We start from the raw sequence: 19,404 nt of genomic DNA, 5'->3' as shown, positions 1-19,404 counted from the left end.
GCCATGACACTGCTTGATAAGCTGAAAACAGATGTGCTGACCGCCGATGGGGCGATGGGCACCCTTTTATATTCATACGGGATCGATTTTTGTTATGAGGAACTGAATACTGAAAAACCAGAAATTATTGAAAAAATTCACCACGATTACATTAAAGCCGGGGCAGATGTCATTCAAACGAATACATACGGAGCCAATACACTGAAGCTGTCCCGCTACGGCATCGAAAACCGGGTGCGCGAATTAAATGAAGCGGCGGTGCAAATTGCCAAAAAAGCGGCCGCACCCGGCGGACAATTTGTACTGGGAACCATTGGCGGCGTTCGCGGCATCCGTAAAAGCACGGCTACCAATGAAGAAATTCTGGCTTCTGTCAAAGAACAAGCTGAAAGTCTGCTTTCCGGTGATCCGGACGGGCTGCTGCTTGAAACGTACTACGATTTCGAAGAGCTGTCTGCTTCTGTTAAGCTGCTGCGCCAGATGAGCGATGTGCCCATCATTGCCCAAGTGTCGATGCATGAGCCTGGTGTGCTGCAAAACGGGCTTTCGTTAAATGACGCGCTGCAGCAGCTTGAAGGCATTGGCGCAAACGTCGTCGGTGTCAACTGCCGGCTTGGCCCTTATCATACGATCCAGGCGTTTGAAGACGTCAAGCTTCCAAACAAAGCCTTTTTGTCGGCTTATCCGAATGCAAGTCTTCTTGATGTAGAAGACGGCCGGATTGTGTATGAGTCAGAAGCAGATTACTTTGGCCGTGCCGCTGTCCTGCTCCGCAACGAAGGGGTTCGCTTAATCGGCGGCTGCTGCGGCACAACGCCGAAGCACATTGAAGCAGCGAAAAAACGGCTGGCCGGACTTCCCCCTTTGACCGAGAAAAAAGTGAAAACGAAAAAGCCGATTGTCATTCAGGAAGCGGCTCCTGCAACAGACCAGTCCATTTGTGAAAAAGCAAAAACAGAACGGACGGTCATTGTCGAACTGGATACACCAAAAACATTAATGACGGAGCGGTTTATCGAAGGCGCCAATGCGCTGTACAATACCGGCATTGATGCGGTCACGATGGCTGACAACTCACTTGCTTCTCCGCGGATCAGCAATATGGCGATGGGTGCGACGCTGAAAATGAACCATGACGTACGGTCACTCGTCCACATTACGTGCCGTGACCGCAACTTAATTGGCCTACAGTCACACTTAATGGGGCTTGACGCGCTTGGTCTTCATGACGTGCTGGCCATTACCGGCGATCCGACGAAGGTGGGCGATTTCCCTGGTGCAACGAGCGTGTATGACGTATCCAGCCTTGAATTGATTCAGCTGATCAAACAGTTAAATGAAGGCATTTCGTTCTCCGGCAAGCCGCTGAAAAAGAAAGCGAACTTCTCCGTGGCAGCTGCGTTCAATCCGAATGTGCGCGTGCTCGACCGGGCTGTCCAGCGGCTTGAGAAAAAAATCGAGCACGGGGCGGATTATTTTATTACACAGCCGGTGTTCACAAAAGAGAAAATCATTGATGTCTATGAAGCAACAAAACACTTGTCAACACCGATTTTCCTTGGCATTATGCCGCTTACGAATATGCGGAATGCCGAATTCCTGCACCATGAAGTTCCGGGCATTAAACTGTCTGATGAAACGCTGGAAAGAATGCGCGCGTGCGGCGAGGATAAAGAAGCCTCGGCGAAAGAAGGCGTGAAAATTGCCAAAGAATTAATTGATACGGCGGCCGGGCTATTTAAAGGCCTTTACATTATTACGCCGTTTTTGCGTTATGATATGTCTATAGAACTGATTCATTATATAAAAGAACTGGATGCACAGAAAGAAAGCGGGGCTTTGCATGACCACTCATCGAATTGAACAAGAATTAAAAAAACGAATCCTCCTCATTGATGGAGCGATGGGCACGATGCTTCAAAATGCTAATTTAACTCCGGATGATTTCGGCGGCGACGAATACGACGGCTGTAACGAAAACCTTGTCCTAACAAGACCGGACGTCATTGAACGTGTTCACCGCGAATATTTAGAAGCCGGCGCAGATATTATCGCCACCAATACATTTGGCGGCACACCTGTCGTGCTGGACGAATACGACCTCGGCGACAAAGCGTATGAAATCAACCTGCGCGCGGTGCAAATTGCCCGCAAAGCGGTAGACGAATATTCCACACCGGAATGGCCGCGCTTTGTGGCCGGTGCGATCGGGCCGACAACCAAAACGCTGTCGGTCACGGGCGGCATTACGTTTGATGCGCTGGTCGAGAACTTTGAATTGCAGGCAAAAGCGTTAATCGAAGGCGGATCTGATTTGATCTTGATGGAAACAAGTCAGGATATGCTGAATGTCAAAGCCGGTACACTCGGCATCCGCCGTGCGTTTGACGCAGCAGGCGTAGAGCTTCCGGTGATGATTTCCGGCACGATTGAGCCGATGGGCACGACGCTTGCCGGGCAAAACATCGAAGCCTTTTACATTTCCATCGAGCACATTAAGCCGCTTTCTGTCGGCTTAAACTGTGCAACAGGACCGGAATTCATGACAGACCACATCCGCTCCCTGTCGGACCTGGCGACAAGCTACGTGAGCTGCTATCCGAATGCCGGGCTTCCGGATGAAGAAGGCAACTATCACGAGTCACCGGACTCACTTGCGCAAAAATTGTCAGCTTTTGCGGACAAAGGCTGGCTGAATATCGTCGGCGGCTGCTGCGGGACGACACCCGAGCATATTCGGGTTATGCGCGAGGCTGTGAAAGAAAAAACACCGCGTACATCTCCTGAGCATCCGCACGGCCATGCGGTGTCAGGGATTGAGCCGCTCCTATATGATGATTCGATGCGCCCTCTTTTTATCGGGGAACGGACGAATGTCATCGGCTCACGCAAGTTTAAACGATTGATTGTTGAAGGGAAATTTGAAGAAGCGGCTGAAATCGCCCGCGCACAAGTAAAAGGCGGCGCGCACGTCATTGATATTTGCCTGGCGAACCCGGACCGTGAAGAGCTCGATGACATGACCGAATTCATGAAGGAAGTCGTGAAAAAAGTAAAGGTGCCGCTCGTCATTGACTCCACAGATGAAAAAGTCATTGAAGAAGCACTGAAGTTCTCACAAGGGAAAGCCATCATTAATTCAATTAACCTTGAAGATGGCGAGGAACGGTTTGAAGCGGTTATGCCGCTCGTGAAGCAGTATGGAGCCGCAGTTGTCGTCGGAACAATTGACGAAGTCGGCATGGCCGTCACAAGGGAACGCAAGCTGGAAATCGCGATTCGCTCACATGACCTGCTCGTGGAAAAATGGGGACTTGCGCCTGAGGACATTATTTTTGATCCGCTTGTGTTCCCTGTCGGCACCGGTGATGAACAGTACATCGGGTCAGCTGTTGAAACGATTGAAGGCATCCGCCTTATTAAAGAACATTTGCCAAAATGCTTAACCGTTCTCGGGGTCAGCAACGTGTCATTCGGCCTCCCTCCTGTTGGCCGTGAAGTATTAAACGCCGTCTACCTGTATCACTGTACGCAGGCAGGGCTTGACTATGCGATCGTCAACACGGAAAAATTAGAGCGCTACGCTTCGATTCCAAAAGAAGAAATCAAGCTGGCGGATGAACTGCTGTTTACAACAACTGATGAAACGTTAGCGGTATTTACTGATTTTTACCGGGACAAGAAAAAAGAGAAAAAAGAAGAGGATATTCCTAAAACGGTACCGGAGCGCTTAAGCTACTACGTTGTGGAAGGAACAAAAGAAGGGCTGCTTCCAGACCTCGAGGCAGCACGCAGCATATACGATGAACCGCTTGATATCATTAACGGCCCTCTCATGAAAGGCATGGCAGAGGTCGGGCGCCTGTTTAATGACAATCAGCTGATCGTGGCAGAAGTGTTACAAAGCGCGGAAGTGATGAAAGCCTCTGTTGCGTACCTTGAGCAGTTCATGGAGAAAAAAGAAGACGACAACGGAAAAGGCAAAGTCGTATTGGCGACCGTCAAAGGCGACGTGCATGACATCGGCAAAAACCTCGTTGATATTATTTTAAGCAACAACGGCTTTAAAGTGGTGGATGTCGGCATTAAAGTGACACCGCAGGCATTAATTGAAACGATTCGAAAAGAAAAGCCGGACATGGTCGGCTTATCCGGCCTGCTGGTGAAATCGGCACAGCAAATGGTCATTACCGCACAGGATTTCAAGTCTGCTGATATTGACGTGCCGATTTTAGTCGGCGGAGCTGCCCTGTCGCGCCGGTTTACCGAAACGAAAATTTCGCCGGAGTACACAGGTCCTGTTCTGTACGCAAAGGATGCGATGGACGGCCTTGATATCGCCAACCGCCTGCAAAATGCCGAACAGAAGGTGACGCTGCTGCAGGAGCTAGAAGAAAAGAAAGACAAACGGAAAGAAGTCGAAGCGTACCGGGACGAGCGTAAGGAGCAGGCCATTGCAGCGGCACCGAAGCCGGTTAAAACCGTGCGCGAGGACGTCCAGGTATATGAGCCTCGTGATACGCGCCGCCGTGTGCTGAAGGACTATTCGATCGCTCACTTAAAGCCGTATGTCAACATGCAGACGCTCATTGGCCATCATCTTGGCATGAAAGGCAACGTGAAAAAGCTAATCGAAGAAAAAAATGAAAAAGCGATTCAGCTGCACGAAACCGTCACCGGCTTTTTAAACAACAGCTCGTTTAAAACGGCAGCGGTGTATCAATTTTTCCCAGCCCAGTCACAGGGCGATGATGTCATTATTTACGATCCAGCAGATGCCAAAACGGAAATCGAACGGTTTACCTTCCCTCGCCAAACGAAAGAGCCGTTCCTTTGTCTCGCTGATTACGTGAAATCGGTCGAAAGCGGCCAAATGGATTATGTCGGATTTTTCGTTGTAACAGCGGGTGCCGGTGTTCGTGAAGCCGCTATGAAGCTGCGCGAGGATGGGAAATTCCTCGACAGCCATGCGATTCAAGCCACCGCTTTGGAGCTTGCTGAAGGCTTCGCGGAGCGGATTCACCAGGAAATGCGCGACCAGTGGGGCATTCCGGATCCTGTAGACTTCACAATGCGCGAACGGTTTGCAGCGAAGTACCAGGGCCAGCGCTTCTCATTCGGCTACCCTGCGTGTCCGAACCTTGAGGATCAGGAGAAATTATTCGGCTTGATTAAGCCTGAAGAAATCGGTGTTCAGTTAACAGAAGGCTTTATGATGGAGCCTGAAGCATCCGTTTCCGCCATCGTTTTCGCCCATCCGGACGCTCGCTATTTCAACGTCCATTAAAACAAGAAAAAACGCCCTCCATTACGGACGGCGTTTTTCTTTTTCAAAAAATAAGATAAGCGACGGCAGCAGCAGCCCCCTCACAAAAAACGTATCGATTAAAATCCCGACGGCGACGATAAAGCCGAAGACAAACAGTACTTCGATCGGCTGTGTCATAAGAACCGCAAACGTAGCAGCGAGAATAATACCGGCTGATGAAATAACACCACCCGTTTTCGCCACAGCAATTTCCACTGCTTTTTTCACCGGATGCTTTGCCCGCTCTTCCTGATAGCGCGACACGAGAATAATGTTATAGTCGATGCCGAGCGCCACAAGGAACACGAAGGAGTACAGCGGCACCCTTGTACTGATCCCCTCTATGCCGAACAGCGTCTCCGTTAAAAACAAGCCAAGGCCGAGTGCAGATAAAAAGGACAGCACGATCGTCCCCACCATATAAAGCGGCATCTTCCACGAGCGTGTCAGCGCAATGAGCATCACGAACAGAAGAACGACTTCAATGATCACGATCAAAAGTAAATCGCGCTCATTCAGCTCACGGTCATCAAGCTTCTCGGCTGTTTCACCGGCAAAATAAAGCGATCCGTCTGAACCAGCCTCATCCAGTAAATTTTCTTCATTCGTGCGCAGCTCCGCCAGTGTATCGAGTGACGCTTCCGAATAAGGACTCGTTTCGAACTCCACCATCAGCTCATGCGCATTCCCTTCCGCCGTTGAAGCAGCCGGCACAGCTGACAGAACCCCTTCCTGTCCTCTGATCGCTTCTGCTACAGCTGCAGGATCGCCTTCCCCTTCATAGACAACGGTCGTTGGCGACAGGTCGCCTGCAGAGAATTTTTCCTCAATAATGTTATAGCCGACAAGCGATGGCATATCGTCCGGGAACGATTTTAATGTATCGAATTCATATTTTAAATTGAGCACATTTAACGATGACACGATCAAAAAGACGAGGACAATGCCGCCGGATAGGGCTGGTTTTGTCGTAACAAACCGCGCCACACGGCTCCACAGTCCATTTTCCTTTTCCGTTTCTTCTCCGAGCTTCGGTACACGCGGCCAGAACGAACGGCGGCCGAACAGCGTGAACAGTGCCGGTACGAGTGTGATGGAAGCCAGCATAATGACCGCCATGACCGTCGCAAAAAGCGGGGCAAAGTTTTGATAGTCACGAATGGCGGCGAAAAACAGAACGAGCATCGCCGCAAGCACCGTGCCTCCGGAGAAAAAGACCGGCTCCCCTGTTTCCCGCATCGCATATTTCATCGCATCAAATTTGTTTTCATGATGCTTCAGCTCTTCGCGAAAACGCGCCAGGACAAAAAGCGAATAATCCGTCACTGCCGCAAAAAGCAGAATGGTCATAATCGACAGCGCCTGGCTGCTCATTTCAAGGCCGGCCATTCCATACAAGCCCAGAATACGATCGGTCACTGCATACACAAGACCGGAAGCAAGCAACGGAATAAATGCCAGCAGCGGCGAGCGGTAAATGACGATAAGCAGAACCAAAATCAAGCCGACTGTGGACAAAAGAAGCACCACATCTGCGCGCGAAAACAGCGCTGTTGTATCGGTTGCAATGCCGGCTGGTCCTGTTACGTATACATCACTTTCTGACTTTTCTTTGGAAATGTCTGAAATCGATTCGATCCGGGGTTCGAAATCCTCGCTGTCAAACCCTTCCTGAAACACAATCGGAATCGCAGCAGCCGATCCGTCCTCTGACAAAAATTCTGCCTGGGCAGGCGGCGGCAGCTGGGCAAACGGCGCAATACTTGTAATGCCGTCCACCTCTTTTTCAATCGTTGCTAACGCTTCAGTGATTTGCGCTGTGTCTACTTCTCCATCTTCTTCGTTAAACACAACAATCGCTGGAATGCCCCCTTCATTTGGGAAATAGTCTGCCGCTTTATCCGCAGCTTCTCTCGAAGGCGCATCTTCCGGCAGCGATTCAAAGGCATTGGCGCCGTACTCGCGTGCGGCAGGCGCTAACACACTTAATAAAATAATGACAATAAGCCAGGCAGCCAGCACCGTCCACATGCCTTTTTTTGTGGCGACCCAATCCGTTAACGGCCAGAGCGCTTTTTTCATCTTGGTTTCCTCCTAAGCTGGGTGTGATGTCTTCATTTAAATCTATTTCTGACACATATGTCAAATTAAAAGTGTAAAAAAGGAAGCGTCAATGTGCTCCGCTTCCTTCGTACCATAATGTAAATAAATAATCTGCCCAGTCGTGCGGCGGCATCTTCAGCGTATTCGGAGTGTTAATCAGCCCGAAAAACAAGCTCGCCAGCACAAATACCGGTATATCCGATCGAATGGTGCCCTGCTTTTGTGCTTGATCAAACAGCCGGTCCAGCTGCCCTCTTAAATGCTTCAACATGGAAAGAACTTCGTCCACGTTTTGCGCCGCTTTTTTTGACTGGGTCACGTCCACCTTGCGTGCATCTCCTAAAAAATAATGCAGGTCTGCTTCCTCCATATACACACGAAGAAGCTGCTGCAGCGCTTGAATCGGATTCGATTCATCAATACTCCCCGTCTTCACAATCGCCCGAACCATCGCTCGCTTCATGACAGATGCAGCGACTTCTTCCTTGTTCGCATAATATTGATAAATTGTGCTTCTTGCTCCCGGCAAATGGCTCGCCAGCAGCTTTAAATGAAAACTGCTGTAGCCATGCTGCACGATAAGCGATTCGGCTGTATCAAGAAGTTCATCTTCTGTAAACGCCCGTTTGCGCCCCATGGCGACCCGCCCCTTTTACTTGTTGTTTCCCACAAGTGTATCACGGAGAGGACCATGCCTTCCACAACGGGCTTTTTCTCACGTTGTAGAAGAAAACGATGTTCTTAAGCCCAAAGTTTTTCCAAAGCAAAAAAAGACCTGACTCAACAGGTCTTTTGGATTAGATCGCTTCCGATACGGCTTCCCCGGCGCCTTCTGTCATCCATGGCGCGGCATATGAAAGAGCGGCTGAATCGATTTGCTCCTGTGGTTCTCCGTCCGTTCCGATGGTCATTTTCGAGTGGATAAAATACCGCTCCTGTCTGATGGTCTCAGCGAATATACCCGCTATGTGCTCCTCATCGTATAAGACCGCTTTCACTGATGCGCCTTTGATCAGCTTTAAATGCGGGAACTGTTCGGCCTGACGATAAAGTGCCAGCAGCACCATGCGATTCATTTGTCCATCCTGCTTATATAACGGCTTCATTAATAGCTGATGCACCTTTTCTTCTTCCAGAAAAAGCAGTAATTCCCGCATCGCCGGCTTAATGTGCCGGTCGACGTTGTCTAAAAGCTGCAGTTCATATAAAAGCTGTGAAAATGAGCTTTCGTTTTGTTTTTGCTGAATAGACTGATGGAAATTCGTGCTCCTCTCCAAAACGATAACGTCCATGCCCTGTTTCGCTAAAAAAAGCCCCATTATCATCCCAGCCGGCCCGTCTCCTGCAATACATACATCCGTCTCCAATGTCACAGCACCGGCTTGTTGATCGTTGATTGCAGTGATGTCCATTTCCATCTTCCTTTCCACCTATTTTGTCCTTCTTGTGGTTCTGGTTAAAGAATAATCAAAAACAACGGCGCTGTCACAAAAAATGTTAGAAATGCTCACAATAATTCTGAAAATTCAGATTCATCAACCTCTCATACCCATCAACATTATGAACAAACTTCATTCTCCATTTTTCTTTCGACGACAGCTTGCATTTTTAATAAACACCTGTTATGATAAGGAAGAATTATTTTTGTTCGGAAAAAAGTTGTTAAGTGATACACTTTCCATCTCGAAGTATTGAGCAAGGATAGTAACACAATGTGTGCACAGCACACGAGGAGGAAACACACATGGAACAAGGTAAAGTAAAATGGTTTAACGCAGAAAAAGGTTTCGGTTTCATCGAGCGCGAATCTGGAGATGACGTATTCGTTCATTTCTCAGCTATTCAAGGCGAAGGCTACAAATCTTTAGACGAAGGTCAAGCAGTAACATTTGATGTTGAAGCTGGCCAACGTGGACCACAAGCAACTAACGTAGAAAAAGCGTAATTTCACTTTTTATACATGACAGGCTCTCTTTTGAGGGTCTGTTTTTTTTTCGCACTAAAAAAATAAAAACGGAAAGCCCCCTGCTTGTAATAAGCAGAGGGCTGCATCAACATGGATAGTTAAATGGTATATTGAGTATACCACACTATCTCTGCCGCCGTGTGTTTATTTTCAATTGATGGCTTATACGCCCATTTTACGGCGAGAATTGGTCACCTTTTTCGTTTGCTGGCTTTGCATCTTTTTAGTTGAAGTGTCAAAGCTGCCGTTTCCTTTACCGCCTGCGTTTTGTGCTTTTTTCTCTTCCAGCTTTTTCATCATCGCTTCCTGCAGCGACATTTTTTTCTTTTCAGTCATCGTTTTCCCCTCCAACATTCTTTTTTACAGTGTATCATTTTTTTCTTCGTTTCGCTTTACTCATTAAAGAAATACTCTGCTCCTTCTTCTATTAAGCAGTGAAACGGCATAAGATCCATTCTTTTACGTTTAAGAGCTGGTCTTTTTGTTCAAATAAGAAGGAAGGAGGAATTCTTTTATTATGTCAACCATCTTAGTCACGATTGCCCTTCTTTTTATCGCTGGAAATTTATATTATTTTTTCACGAATAAAACGTATAAAAAAAGTCAGTTCAGCACGGCCTTGTTTCTCAAGCTGTTTTTTGTATTGCTTGGCGTCGCACTTGGCTTTGCCATCCTTTACTATGCCCTTTCCCTCCATACGGTTATTCTTCGCGTAAGCTCATCCACGGGGGAGCCCGCTGACGAATCCTTCTTTAATCTTCTTTACTTCAGCGGCGTCACTCTGTTGTCCGTTGGCTATGGAGATCTAATCCCGGTCGGCGCTATTCGCTTTTTCGCTTTGATCGAAGCCAGTATCGGCGTACTGCTTCCAACTGCTTATTTTATGAAGGCAATGGATTCATCTAAAGACAAATAAAAACAGTCAGACTTATGAAAAGCACATCGTTTGTGCTTTTACATAAACCTGACCGTTTAAGCATCGTACTGGGATTAAGCAAACCGGTAATAAAGAAGCAAGAATGTTGCCAGCACAAAAAGGAAATTCAGAAAAACAAAGATAAACTGGTCCAGCTTCGTTTTGTGCAGCTTGATCGGCGGATTGTAAAAAGACACTCCCTCAATGATGAAAATAATTAAAATAACGTGAATCATGAAATGGCCGATAATTTCAGTAAAGCCGAACAACATCGATGTCATAATAAACAGCACCGTCACCACAAGCCCAACAACCCGGTTTAAAATACCGACAACGAGCAGGTAGCCGACGACAAATTCAATAAACGCTGCCATGACAATAAACAGTGCCGGTTCAAATCCGAATGTTGGCACATGATGATTCGCGACAATATCGAGTGTCATCGTTGGATACACCCATTTTTCCACCGCCACCCAGCAGAGAGACAGCCCGGTTCCCAAGTATAGAAGCGGAAAGCCGCTGTTTTCAAACCGTGTTTTGCCAATAAGCAGAACGGCAATAATCGCTAAATAAAAGCCATAGTCCAGCATATGAAACACGCCGTTATGAGCCGTCACATAGCCGAACAGCACGAGCATGATGGCTGCACCGGCTTTTGTCGCCAGGTGATGTGGGATACACAAAAGCGCGATTGTCACCCAGACGAAAATGGCCACCGCTGTGTTCGTTACGTGAAACTCCGGCGCAAAAAGCGTTCCGTTCACGACTTGAATCATAAGGGCAGCAGCCGTTCCGTATTTCAGCAAGTAGCGGGAATACGGACGGAAGCGGGACAGCTGTTCATCCCATTTTCGGATGAGCGGCCAGCTGGCGGTTTTCGGAAGAACAATTGCCAGTACACCGAGCAGCACCGCAATCACCGCAGTTAACGTTAAAAAGAACGGCGATAAAATGTGTTCAATCGTTTCTTTTTGCGGCGCTACATTTGTGAACCATTTCACATGAGCTTGTGCAAAAAAAGGCGTAGCAACTACAACGAGACCAATAAGCAAAGCAATTATTTTTTTCATGACTCTATTCTCCTTATGAATAACTTGTTTATGATGTTTATACGTTTATCATACAACAGAAAGTTAAAAAAGGAGAAAAGGATCATGACATTTTTGTGAATAAATTCACAATATATGACTTCCAATGTACAACGCCTGCAAAAAGAACAGCAGCCCCCAAAAGCGGCTTGAAATACCGGTTAATGCCCTGAGCGAGGAAGCGTCGCCTGCTTTTAAAGGAGATCGGACGCTCAAATAAAAGATGACCCAGCTGCTTCGGATCGATTCCACGAGCAGAATAGCCGAAATAAGATACATGTAGCCGTGCTGAACAGGCGCCTCTCCATAAACGTATACAGCGGCAGTTCCAGCTAAAAATGCGGCAATCCAAAAAAAGCCGAAGCCATTTCGAACCCAAAGCAGCAAGCTCACCGCAAGAAGCGACATCAAGACAATGTACATCCCTTCTATGAACCCGTTCGTTAGGGCCCAGTAGCTGAGAAAAGCAGCGCCTGACGCAGCCGGGTATCCGGCAAGTGCTGTGAAAATAGCTGTGAAGCGGTTCGAATAAGAAGAATACGCAACACCGCTCGTGTCGCGGAACAAATGTATATGATAAATGCCACCGCCTGAGATCAAGCTGGCCAGCACGTGTCCGACTTCATGCAGCAGCGTATTCAGAATCCGGAAGTACTTGCCGGCAACAGGAATACTAATGAGCAGCACTGCAGCGGCAATAAATAAAATAAATTGTGTGATCGACATGTTTTCCCTTTCTGTACAGTCGTTTTCTTTTCTTATGTGACTGTTGATAAATATAAATCCAGCGTCTCGCTCACTTCGCTCTTGACCATTTCAATAAAGTCGTGAACCTCATTTGTCGTATGTGCTTTATCCAGTGCACTGTAGTAAGCAAGGCGCTTTTCCGCTTTTATAATGATTGGCGGATATCCTGACTTCATTAATTCCAGGTTTAATAGCAACCTTGACGTGCGGCCATTTCCGTCAACAAATGGATGAATCCCAACAAAAATCACATGCAATTGAGCAGCCCGCTCAACCGGATGAAGCTGTTGCGCCTCCCCTTCATACCATGCCACAAGCTCTTCCATCTTTTCTTTTAACAGAACTGGTTCAGGCGGCGTGTGCTCCGCCCCGGAAATGAACACCTGCTGATCACGGTACACACCGGCATATTCATCATCAATTCCTTTTAATACGAGACGATGAATATTTTTTATTTGCCATTCAGAAAGCGGCTCGCCTTTCGTGACAATTTCTTCCACATATTGAATCGCCTCTCGGTGATTAATGACTTCAAGGTGCTCGCGCATCGTTTTGCCGCCTACTGTGATCCCTTCAAGAACGACCTTTGTTTCTTTAAGCGTCAGCGTATTTCCTTCAATGGCATTGGAATGAAACGTCCATTCAAGCAGAAGCTTTTCCTTTAAGCTTTTTAATGTAAAAGCAGGCAGTGGCCGTTTTTCATCCAGCTGTTTCTTTTTTTCGTCAAGATCTTGAAACATAACAGTTGCCTCCTTTTTTCTATTACTTATCTCTTTCTCACTATACGAAACGAACGACTGCCGGTCAATGCGGCTGCTTTTCACACACTGAAATGCCTGCATACGCAATCGTGTACCCAGGCATTTCAGCTGCTTTCTTATTGTTTTGCCAGACTGCTTATTACTTCTGCGGCAACAAGGTCATTTGCTTTTGGCGTCATGTGGATGCCTGTCTTCGTCTCAATCAATTCACTTTTAAGCAGAATCTCATCAGTTGAGCCACCGGCTTTGTCAGTTAGAATCTTGTTAACATCCACAAGCTTAATAGCATTTTCATTAGCAACTTGCCGGATAATGTCATTGTAACTATTAATCCAGTTGCGTAAGCCGCCTTTATCAGCGTAGCGAGGTGTAATGTCGCTTCCCAGACTCTTCTGAAGATCATAGTAGATATTCTCAACGACTGGTGTATTGGTCATTAGAACTAGCTTGACTCCTCTTAGTCGAAGCTGGTAGATCATATAAACAAGATTGTTTCTAAAGTCTTCCTTGCTTACTTGCGGCTGACCATTAGGCTTGACTAAGGCATCATTAATTCCGAACATGATTGTTGCATATTCTGGCTTAAGATCAAGAACGTCCTGCTTGAAACGATCAAGACCTTCAAACGTTTCGTCTCCGTTGAATCCTGCATTATAGTCTCCCTCTTCTAAGCCAGCTCCGTATACAGCCGCTACTTGATCTGTCCACTGCTCATCAAGGCGTTCTGGAAACTGACTTTCGAAGTATTTCCCCTGCGTATTGCTGTCCCCAAACGCAACAAACCCAGACTTTGCTTCCGCTCTCAACGATTGATGAAACCCGTCAATACGATAGATCATCAGAGCCAATTGACCACGAGTAATGTCGTCGTCTGTTCCAAACTTTCCAGCAGTGCCTTTGACGACTCCTGCTTCGTGTAGCATGCTTACAGCTTCTTCGTAGCGAGATGAGACGTCTTTGAAGGGAAGAGTGATCTCCTTAGACGAGTGGAGTTCGTCCTTGAATGCGTTGTATATCATAATCGCTGCTTCTCCACGAGTAATGTTTAGACCAGCTCCGAAGTATGTATCGCTTTTACCGTTGAGAACACCTCTAAACTTAAGCGTCGATACAGTTTTGACTGCACGAGTCGGAAGATCCCTAAAGCCAGCTTTAGGTGCATTCGGATACATGGTGTTGATAGCTGTGAAAGTGCCTAATATCATAGCGGTATCTACACGCTTAATGTCCTCATTGACACCAAAGTTTGTATCAGACAGCCCTTTGGCGATAGCATTCAGCTCAAGGAATCTCACAGCCTCTTGATAAACTGTTCCATTCGCATCGGTGAAACCGGATAGTTCCAATCTCGTGTCAGTTTTATCCTCTTCTATCGGATCGGTGTATACTGGAATCTCTGGAACGAAATCATCTGGAACTTCCTCTGCAAACGCTGTGAAAGACGATGAAAGCATTGCTCCTGCTAATAACGATGTCGCTAAAACTTTAAATGGCTGTTTCATGGTTGATAACTCCTCTTATGTAATTTCCTAGGTTTCAATTATATCAAATAAACTAAGAAGAATTTTGGTTTCTTGAAAATTTTAGAAATCGTTTGTTTTTGCATGCAAATTGACAAAAAGAAAAAGAGACGCCTTGTTAAGACATCTCTCCATCACCCTTTACCGGTTATCGACCGTCTCAGGATACAAATCGTGATTCATCATGCGGTACTCCGCCATTTTCTCATACTTCGTGCCAGGCTTCCCGTAGTTTGTGTACGGGTCAATGGAAATCCCGCCACGCGGCGTGAATTTGCCCCACACTTCAATGTAACGTGGGTCCATCAGCTCCACGAGGTCGTTTAAGATGATGTTCATGCAGTCCTCATGAAAATCGCCGTGGTTGCGGAAGCTGAACAGGTACAGCTTCAGTGCTTTGGATTCGACCATTTTCACATCGGGAATGTAGCTGATGTAGATCGTGGCAAAGTCGGGCTGGCCGGTCATTGGGCAGAGTGATGTGAATTCCGGACAGTTGAATTTCACGAAATAATCGCGGTTTTGATGCTTATTGTCAAACGTCTCTAAAACAGACGGATCGTAGTCAAAAACGTATTTCGTCCCTTGATTGCCGAGTAGTGTAATGTCCTGCAGTTCTTCTTCTTTTCGTCCTGCCAAAGCAGACTCCTCCTTTAAGAGCAATTTCATTCCCATTATACCAAAGACGCTATACAATAGAGCAAAGGAGTGAGCTCATTGCACAAGATTTCTTCATACGCGGAATTTTCAGACGTTATTTCCTCTCGTGCAGCTGTTTTGCTTTATACGTCGATGCCTAACTGTTCAGTTTGTCATGCCCTGCTGCCCCAGGTGGAGGCGCTGCTCGCTCATATGCCGGCTGTTCATGCCATTCATGCGGACACGGCCGACATTCCCGAGCTTGCCGGCCAGCTGACCATTTTCTCGGCGCCCGCTGTTCTTTTTTTCATTCACGGGAAAGTGATTTTCCGCATGGCGCGTTTTGTCCCGATAGAAGAGCTTCAAGAAAACATCACGCAGGCGTTAAAAATGATTTGACAAAAAATTATGAAATGCTTCACAATATAATAGAAGATGAAAAAAAGGAGCGATTATTGATGTCTTTACTTGGTGATATTTTAACGTTTAACGAAAACTTTGTTGAAACAAAGGAGTATGAGAAATTTACAACGACTAAATTTCCTGATAAGCGTATCGTTATTTTAACATGCATGGATACACGTCTTGTGGAGCTTGTAACAGAAGCGATGAACTTTAAAAACGGCGACGTAAAGATTGTCCGCAATGCCGGCGCCATCGTAAATCATCCATTCGGGTCCATTATGCGCAGCTTGCTTGTCGCTGTTTACCAGCTGCAGGCGGATGAAGTCATTATCGTCGGTCACCACGACTGCGGGATGAGCTCGCTTTCAAGTGAAGTAGTGATTGATGCCATGAAGGAACGCGGCATTAAACAGGAAGTGGTCGACACACTGCGTAATTCAGGCATTGAAGTCGATAAATGGCTGAGCGGCTTTAGCAGTGTGGAAGAAAGCGTTGAGCATAGCGTGAATATGGTGAAGTCTCACCCGCTAATGGTAAATTCCATTCCGGTTCACGGCCTTGTGATCAACCCATCTACCGGCAAGCTTGATTTAGTCGTCGATGGATACAAAAAAGAAGCGGCGCTGTAAGCCGCTTCTTTTCTTATTTAAAATCTCTTGCAGCAAGCGGATTTCCGCCGCCTAACGTACCGCGTGCCTTGGTCGCGTTATAAAGCACCGGGTTGGATGCTGCTGGGTTTCGTACTGTATGTTTTACAGATGGGTCTTTTTCGTAAGTCGCATCCGATACGCGATGCGCTACCTGCGCCTCTGCCTCAGTTCCGGCTCCAAGACCGGCAAAGCCTGCGGCAGCAAGGCCTGTTGCGATAAATGTTTTCAATGTCCTCTTGCGTTTCATAAAATAAACCCTCCAGGAAATAGAATACTTGCTGCTTTTTTTAGCAGCCTGCTATATACATTCCTGTTTTCAAACGAAATAAACGATTTGGCGCACATTTGTGAATATCTTCCTGTATACCTGGCGGTGTGTTTAACCGACTTTTATCGTTCCGATGCCACTTTTTTCAACGGTTCTGTTTGATCTTTCCCATTTCTTACGTACCAAATGTACTTTCCTGTGTAGCCGTAAATGATGGCCAGTGCGATGGAGACGAAGCTCATCCACATAAACGGTACGTAGGCAAAGGTAGAGACGCCGAGGATGCCGGCCATGAAAATACCGTTGTCCGACCACGGCACCATTCCCGATGTCAGCGTCCCACCCACTTCTGAATTTCGAGCCAGCACTCTGCGGTCGATTTGAAGCTTGTCGTAGCTTTCCGCCATAATTTTAGGTGTTAAAATTAATGATACATACATGGCACAGCCGAAGACATTGGCTAAAAAAGCAACAATAATAGTGGAAAGGGTTACATTTCCGGCTGACGTTAAGCGGCGCTCAAATGATGACACGATGACTTTTAAAATGCCGAGATGCTCCAGCAGCCCGCCAAAGCCGAGTCCTAAAATAATAACCGCCACTGAGCCCAGCATACCGTTGATGCCGCCCCTGTTCAGCAGCGTATCCATAAAGTCAATGCCTGTATCAATCACATATCCGTTGTAAGCGGTTTCTAAAGCGTCCACAAAATTCATTCCTTGAAACAAGGCTGCCCATACGGCGCCGAACAGAGCACCCGCTGCGATCGTTGGAAGCGATGGCTTTTTCAGTGCCAGCATGACCAGCACAAAAGCCGCCGGGACGAGCATCCAAAGTTGAATATCGAATTCTTGATGCAGCGCCGCTTTTAAAAATTCGACCTTCTCCATATCCGTATTCCGGCCGCTGTACAAAAAGCCGGCGCCCGTAAACAAAATGGCTGTAATGATAAAAGCAGGAACATCAAGGTACAGCATGGCCCGCACGTGATCCATCACTTTGACTTTAGCCATAGAAGCCGCCAGTATCGTGCTGTCAGACAAAGGCGACAGCTTATCGCCAAAATAAGCACCTGACAAAACAGCCCCTGCCACGAGCGGAAGCGGCATGTCCAGCCCTTCACCAATCGCCATCATGGCGATCCCAGCGGTGCCGACTGTTCCCCAGGACGTACCCGTTGCCAGAGACGTAATGGAACAAATAACGAGCGTCGCAAGCAGGAAAATGCTCGGGTGAATAATCTCCAGCCCGTAAAAAATGAGCGTTGGAACTACGCCGCCGGCAATCCACGTCCCAATCAGTGCACCGACTGCGATCAAAATCAACACGGCTTCCAGGCCGTTATTAATCCCCTTTGTAATAGCGCCCTGAAGCTCGTCATAGCGGTGCCCGAGCCGTTTGCCGAGCACCATAACCAAAAACCATGATATAAAAAGCGCCAGCTGAATAGGCAGTTCAAAAACAGCTGTGAACGAAAAGACAATGGCCAAAAACAGTCCGAGTACGATGGCAATTTCCCACATATACGGCAATCTAGTGCTTGTGCTTGTGTTCGTCATCTTCCTTCTCCCCTTATCCCCATTAGTCTGTTTATTTTTGATTCATTAAATGACTGCCTGCGATGCCGGGCTTTGTCATTTCGTATGGATTCAAAATCTGATCCAGCTGATCCTCTGTCAGGACGCCTTTTTCCAGGCACAGGTCCCGGATGGCTCGTCCATTGAGCACTGCTTCTCTTGCAATGCTGGATGTCAGCTCATAGCCTAAATGGGGATTGATCGCTGTGATCAGCCCGACGTTCTGGTCTACATATTCTTTTAAACGCACTTCGTTGGCTTCAATCCCATCCAAACAAAACTCGGTAAAGCTGCGGAAGCCATTGTTCATAATGCTGATTGATTGAACAAGATTAAACACAAGCACCGGCTCCATGACATTCAACTCCAGCTGTCCGGCTTCAGAGGCCAGGCAAATCGTATGGTCATTGCCGATGACTTGAAAAGCAATTTGGTTAATCATTTCCGCCATTACCGGATTCACCTTGCCTGGCATGATGGATGACCCCGGCTGCCGTGCCGGCAAAATAATTTCCCCAAGCCCTGCGCGTGGTCCCGATGCCATTAATCTAAGATCATTTGCGATTTTCGACATGTTCATCATGCACACTTTTAATGCGGCGGACACTTCTGTGTACGCATCTGTGTTTTGCGTCGCATCAACTAAATGCTCGGCACTGATTAACGGAAGTCCGCTGATGGCTGACAAGTGCTTAACGACATTTTCGATATACACAGGGTCTGCGTTCAATCCGGTACCGACAGCTGTTGCCCCCATGTTCACTTCATACAAATGCTGTCTCGCCTGTGCAATGCGCTTTATGTCGCGCTCGACCACCCGGCTGTATGCTTCGAATTCCTGGCCAAGCCGGATTGGCACCGCGTCCTGCAAATGCGTGCGGCCCATTTTAATGACGTGGTCAAACTGAACGGCTTTTTTCCGGAATACGTGAAGCATGTGCTCCATCGTCAGCAGCAGCTGTTCAAGCAAATTCAATGTGGACAGGTGAATGGCTGTTGGAAATACATCATTCGTCGACTGCGACATATTCACGTCGGTGTTCGGACTGAGAAAACGGTATTCTCCTTTATCATGACCGAGCAGCTCAAGCGCCCGATTGGCGATGACTTCATTCGTATTCATATTCATCGATGTCCCTGCGCCGCCTTGAATCGGATCAACGATAAACTGATCATGCCACTGGCCCTTCAGAATTTCATCCGCTGCCTGGCTGATCGCTTCGGCTTTGTCCTTTTCAAGCCGTCTCGTATCCATATTGGCGATGGCGGCTGCTTTTTTGATCATGGTCAATGCTTTGATCATTTCCACGTGAATGCTGTAGCCCGTTATCGGAAAGTTCTCAACCGCGCGCAATGTTTGAATGCCGTAATAGGCGTCCGCCGGAATTTGCTTTTCACCGAGAAAGTCTTTTTCCACTCTGTACTCGATCGTTTGGTTCACATTCATTCCTGCTTT

18 protein-coding genes are annotated in these 19,404 nt (G+C 47.3%); 6 read left to right on the top strand and 12 right to left on the bottom strand.

The window, feature by feature from the left end; genetic code table 11:
* The first annotated feature begins 3 nt into the window (after positions 1 to 3).
* Entirely contained in the window at positions 4 to 1,863 is a 1,860-nt protein-coding gene (locus BW952_RS10835) for a bifunctional homocysteine S-methyltransferase/methylenetetrahydrofolate reductase (protein WP_045851347.1), read from the top strand.
* Positions 1,844 to 5,287 carry a methionine synthase gene (gene metH / locus BW952_RS10830; protein ID WP_045851346.1) on the top strand — a complete coding sequence of 1,148 codons (3,444 nt, stop codon included), beginning with the start codon at positions 1,844 to 1,846 and terminating at the stop codon, positions 5,285 to 5,287. The genes BW952_RS10835 and metH overlap by 20 nt, the downstream gene beginning before the upstream one ends.
* A gap of 21 nt (positions 5,288 to 5,308) precedes the next feature.
* Here metH and BW952_RS10825 read toward each other — a convergent pair whose 3' ends face one another.
* From BW952_RS10825 to BW952_RS10815, 3 genes are all read right to left on the bottom strand, one after another.
* The gene (locus BW952_RS10825; protein WP_045851345.1) at positions 5,309 to 7,390 is read right to left on the bottom strand and encodes an MMPL family transporter; all 2,082 of its coding nucleotides are present in this window, start codon (positions 7,388 to 7,390) and stop codon (positions 5,309 to 5,311) included.
* Positions 7,391 to 7,478: 88 nt separating this feature from the next.
* Positions 7,479 to 8,048 carry a TetR/AcrR family transcriptional regulator gene (locus BW952_RS10820; protein WP_045851344.1) on the bottom strand — a complete coding sequence of 190 codons (570 nt, stop codon included), beginning with the start codon at positions 8,046 to 8,048 and terminating at the stop codon, positions 7,479 to 7,481.
* 160 nt (positions 8,049 to 8,208) lie between these two features.
* The gene (locus tag BW952_RS10815; RefSeq protein ID WP_045851343.1) at positions 8,209 to 8,829 is read right to left on the bottom strand and encodes an FAD-dependent monooxygenase; all 621 of its coding nucleotides are present in this window, start codon (positions 8,827 to 8,829) and stop codon (positions 8,209 to 8,211) included.
* Between the two features lie 326 nt (positions 8,830 to 9,155).
* Between BW952_RS10815 and BW952_RS10810 the strand changes: the two genes are divergently transcribed.
* Positions 9,156 to 9,356 carry a cold-shock protein gene (locus tag BW952_RS10810; protein WP_045851342.1) on the top strand — a complete coding sequence of 67 codons (201 nt, stop codon included), beginning with the start codon at positions 9,156 to 9,158 and terminating at the stop codon, positions 9,354 to 9,356.
* A gap of 183 nt (positions 9,357 to 9,539) precedes the next feature.
* Here the strand turns inward: BW952_RS10810 and BW952_RS19445 are convergent, their stop codons facing one another.
* Positions 9,540 to 9,713 (bottom strand): hypothetical protein, encoded by a 174-nt coding sequence (locus BW952_RS19445; protein WP_169714098.1) that lies wholly within the window; start codon positions 9,711 to 9,713, stop codon positions 9,540 to 9,542.
* A gap of 181 nt (positions 9,714 to 9,894) precedes the next feature.
* Between BW952_RS19445 and BW952_RS10805 the strand changes: the two genes are divergently transcribed.
* Positions 9,895 to 10,293 carry a potassium channel family protein gene (locus tag BW952_RS10805; protein ID WP_045851341.1) on the top strand — a complete coding sequence of 133 codons (399 nt, stop codon included), beginning with the start codon at positions 9,895 to 9,897 and terminating at the stop codon, positions 10,291 to 10,293.
* Between the two features lie 74 nt (positions 10,294 to 10,367).
* Here BW952_RS10805 and BW952_RS10800 read toward each other — a convergent pair whose 3' ends face one another.
* From BW952_RS10800 to queF, 5 genes are all read right to left on the bottom strand, one after another.
* On the bottom strand, positions 10,368 to 11,363 hold the full coding sequence (locus tag BW952_RS10800; protein ID WP_045851340.1) for a hypothetical protein: 996 nt from the start codon (positions 11,361 to 11,363) through the stop codon (positions 10,368 to 10,370).
* A gap of 105 nt (positions 11,364 to 11,468) precedes the next feature.
* The gene (locus BW952_RS10795; protein WP_052698477.1) at positions 11,469 to 12,107 is read right to left on the bottom strand and encodes a M50 family metallopeptidase; all 639 of its coding nucleotides are present in this window, start codon (positions 12,105 to 12,107) and stop codon (positions 11,469 to 11,471) included.
* 32 nt (positions 12,108 to 12,139) lie between these two features.
* Complete coding sequence (locus BW952_RS10790; RefSeq protein ID WP_045851339.1) at positions 12,140 to 12,868, bottom strand: Fic family protein; 729 nt, start codon at positions 12,866 to 12,868, stop codon at positions 12,140 to 12,142.
* A gap of 137 nt (positions 12,869 to 13,005) precedes the next feature.
* Complete coding sequence (locus BW952_RS10785) at positions 13,006 to 14,391, bottom strand: GDSL-type esterase/lipase family protein (RefSeq protein ID WP_052698476.1); 1,386 nt, start codon at positions 14,389 to 14,391, stop codon at positions 13,006 to 13,008.
* A gap of 159 nt (positions 14,392 to 14,550) precedes the next feature.
* The gene (queF, locus tag BW952_RS10780; RefSeq protein WP_045851338.1) at positions 14,551 to 15,048 is read right to left on the bottom strand and encodes a preQ(1) synthase; all 498 of its coding nucleotides are present in this window, start codon (positions 15,046 to 15,048) and stop codon (positions 14,551 to 14,553) included.
* Between the two features lie 78 nt (positions 15,049 to 15,126).
* On the opposite strand from queF, the gene BW952_RS10775 reads away from it, so the two are divergent.
* A complete protein-coding gene (locus tag BW952_RS10775) occupies positions 15,127 to 15,447 on the top strand; it encodes a thioredoxin family protein (RefSeq protein WP_052698475.1) in 321 nt (106 codons plus the stop codon).
* A gap of 59 nt (positions 15,448 to 15,506) precedes the next feature.
* Entirely contained in the window at positions 15,507 to 16,082 is a 576-nt protein-coding gene (locus tag BW952_RS10770; RefSeq protein WP_045851389.1) for a beta-class carbonic anhydrase, read from the top strand.
* A gap of 13 nt (positions 16,083 to 16,095) precedes the next feature.
* Here BW952_RS10770 and BW952_RS10765 read toward each other — a convergent pair whose 3' ends face one another.
* The 3 genes from BW952_RS10765 to aspA all read right to left on the bottom strand — a co-directional run bounded on the left by BW952_RS10765 (position 16,096) and on the right by aspA (position 19,395).
* A complete protein-coding gene (locus BW952_RS10765) occupies positions 16,096 to 16,350 on the bottom strand; it encodes a hypothetical protein (RefSeq protein WP_045851336.1) in 255 nt (84 codons plus the stop codon).
* A 143-nt stretch (positions 16,351 to 16,493) separates the two neighbouring features.
* Positions 16,494 to 17,930 (bottom strand): Na+/H+ antiporter NhaC, encoded by a 1,437-nt coding sequence (gene nhaC, locus BW952_RS10760; RefSeq protein WP_045851335.1) that lies wholly within the window; start codon positions 17,928 to 17,930, stop codon positions 16,494 to 16,496.
* Positions 17,931 to 17,961: 31 nt separating this feature from the next.
* On the bottom strand, positions 17,962 to 19,395 hold the full coding sequence (aspA, locus tag BW952_RS10755) for an aspartate ammonia-lyase (protein ID WP_045851334.1): 1,434 nt from the start codon (positions 19,393 to 19,395) through the stop codon (positions 17,962 to 17,964).
* Positions 19,396 to 19,404 lie beyond the last annotated feature (9 nt).

Source organism: Domibacillus enclensis, from assembly GCF_900156125.1.
GTDB classification, from domain to species: Bacteria; Bacillota; Bacilli; order Bacillales; family Domibacillaceae; genus Domibacillus; species Domibacillus enclensis.
This window is presented reverse-complemented; position numbering and strand designations above follow the sequence as displayed.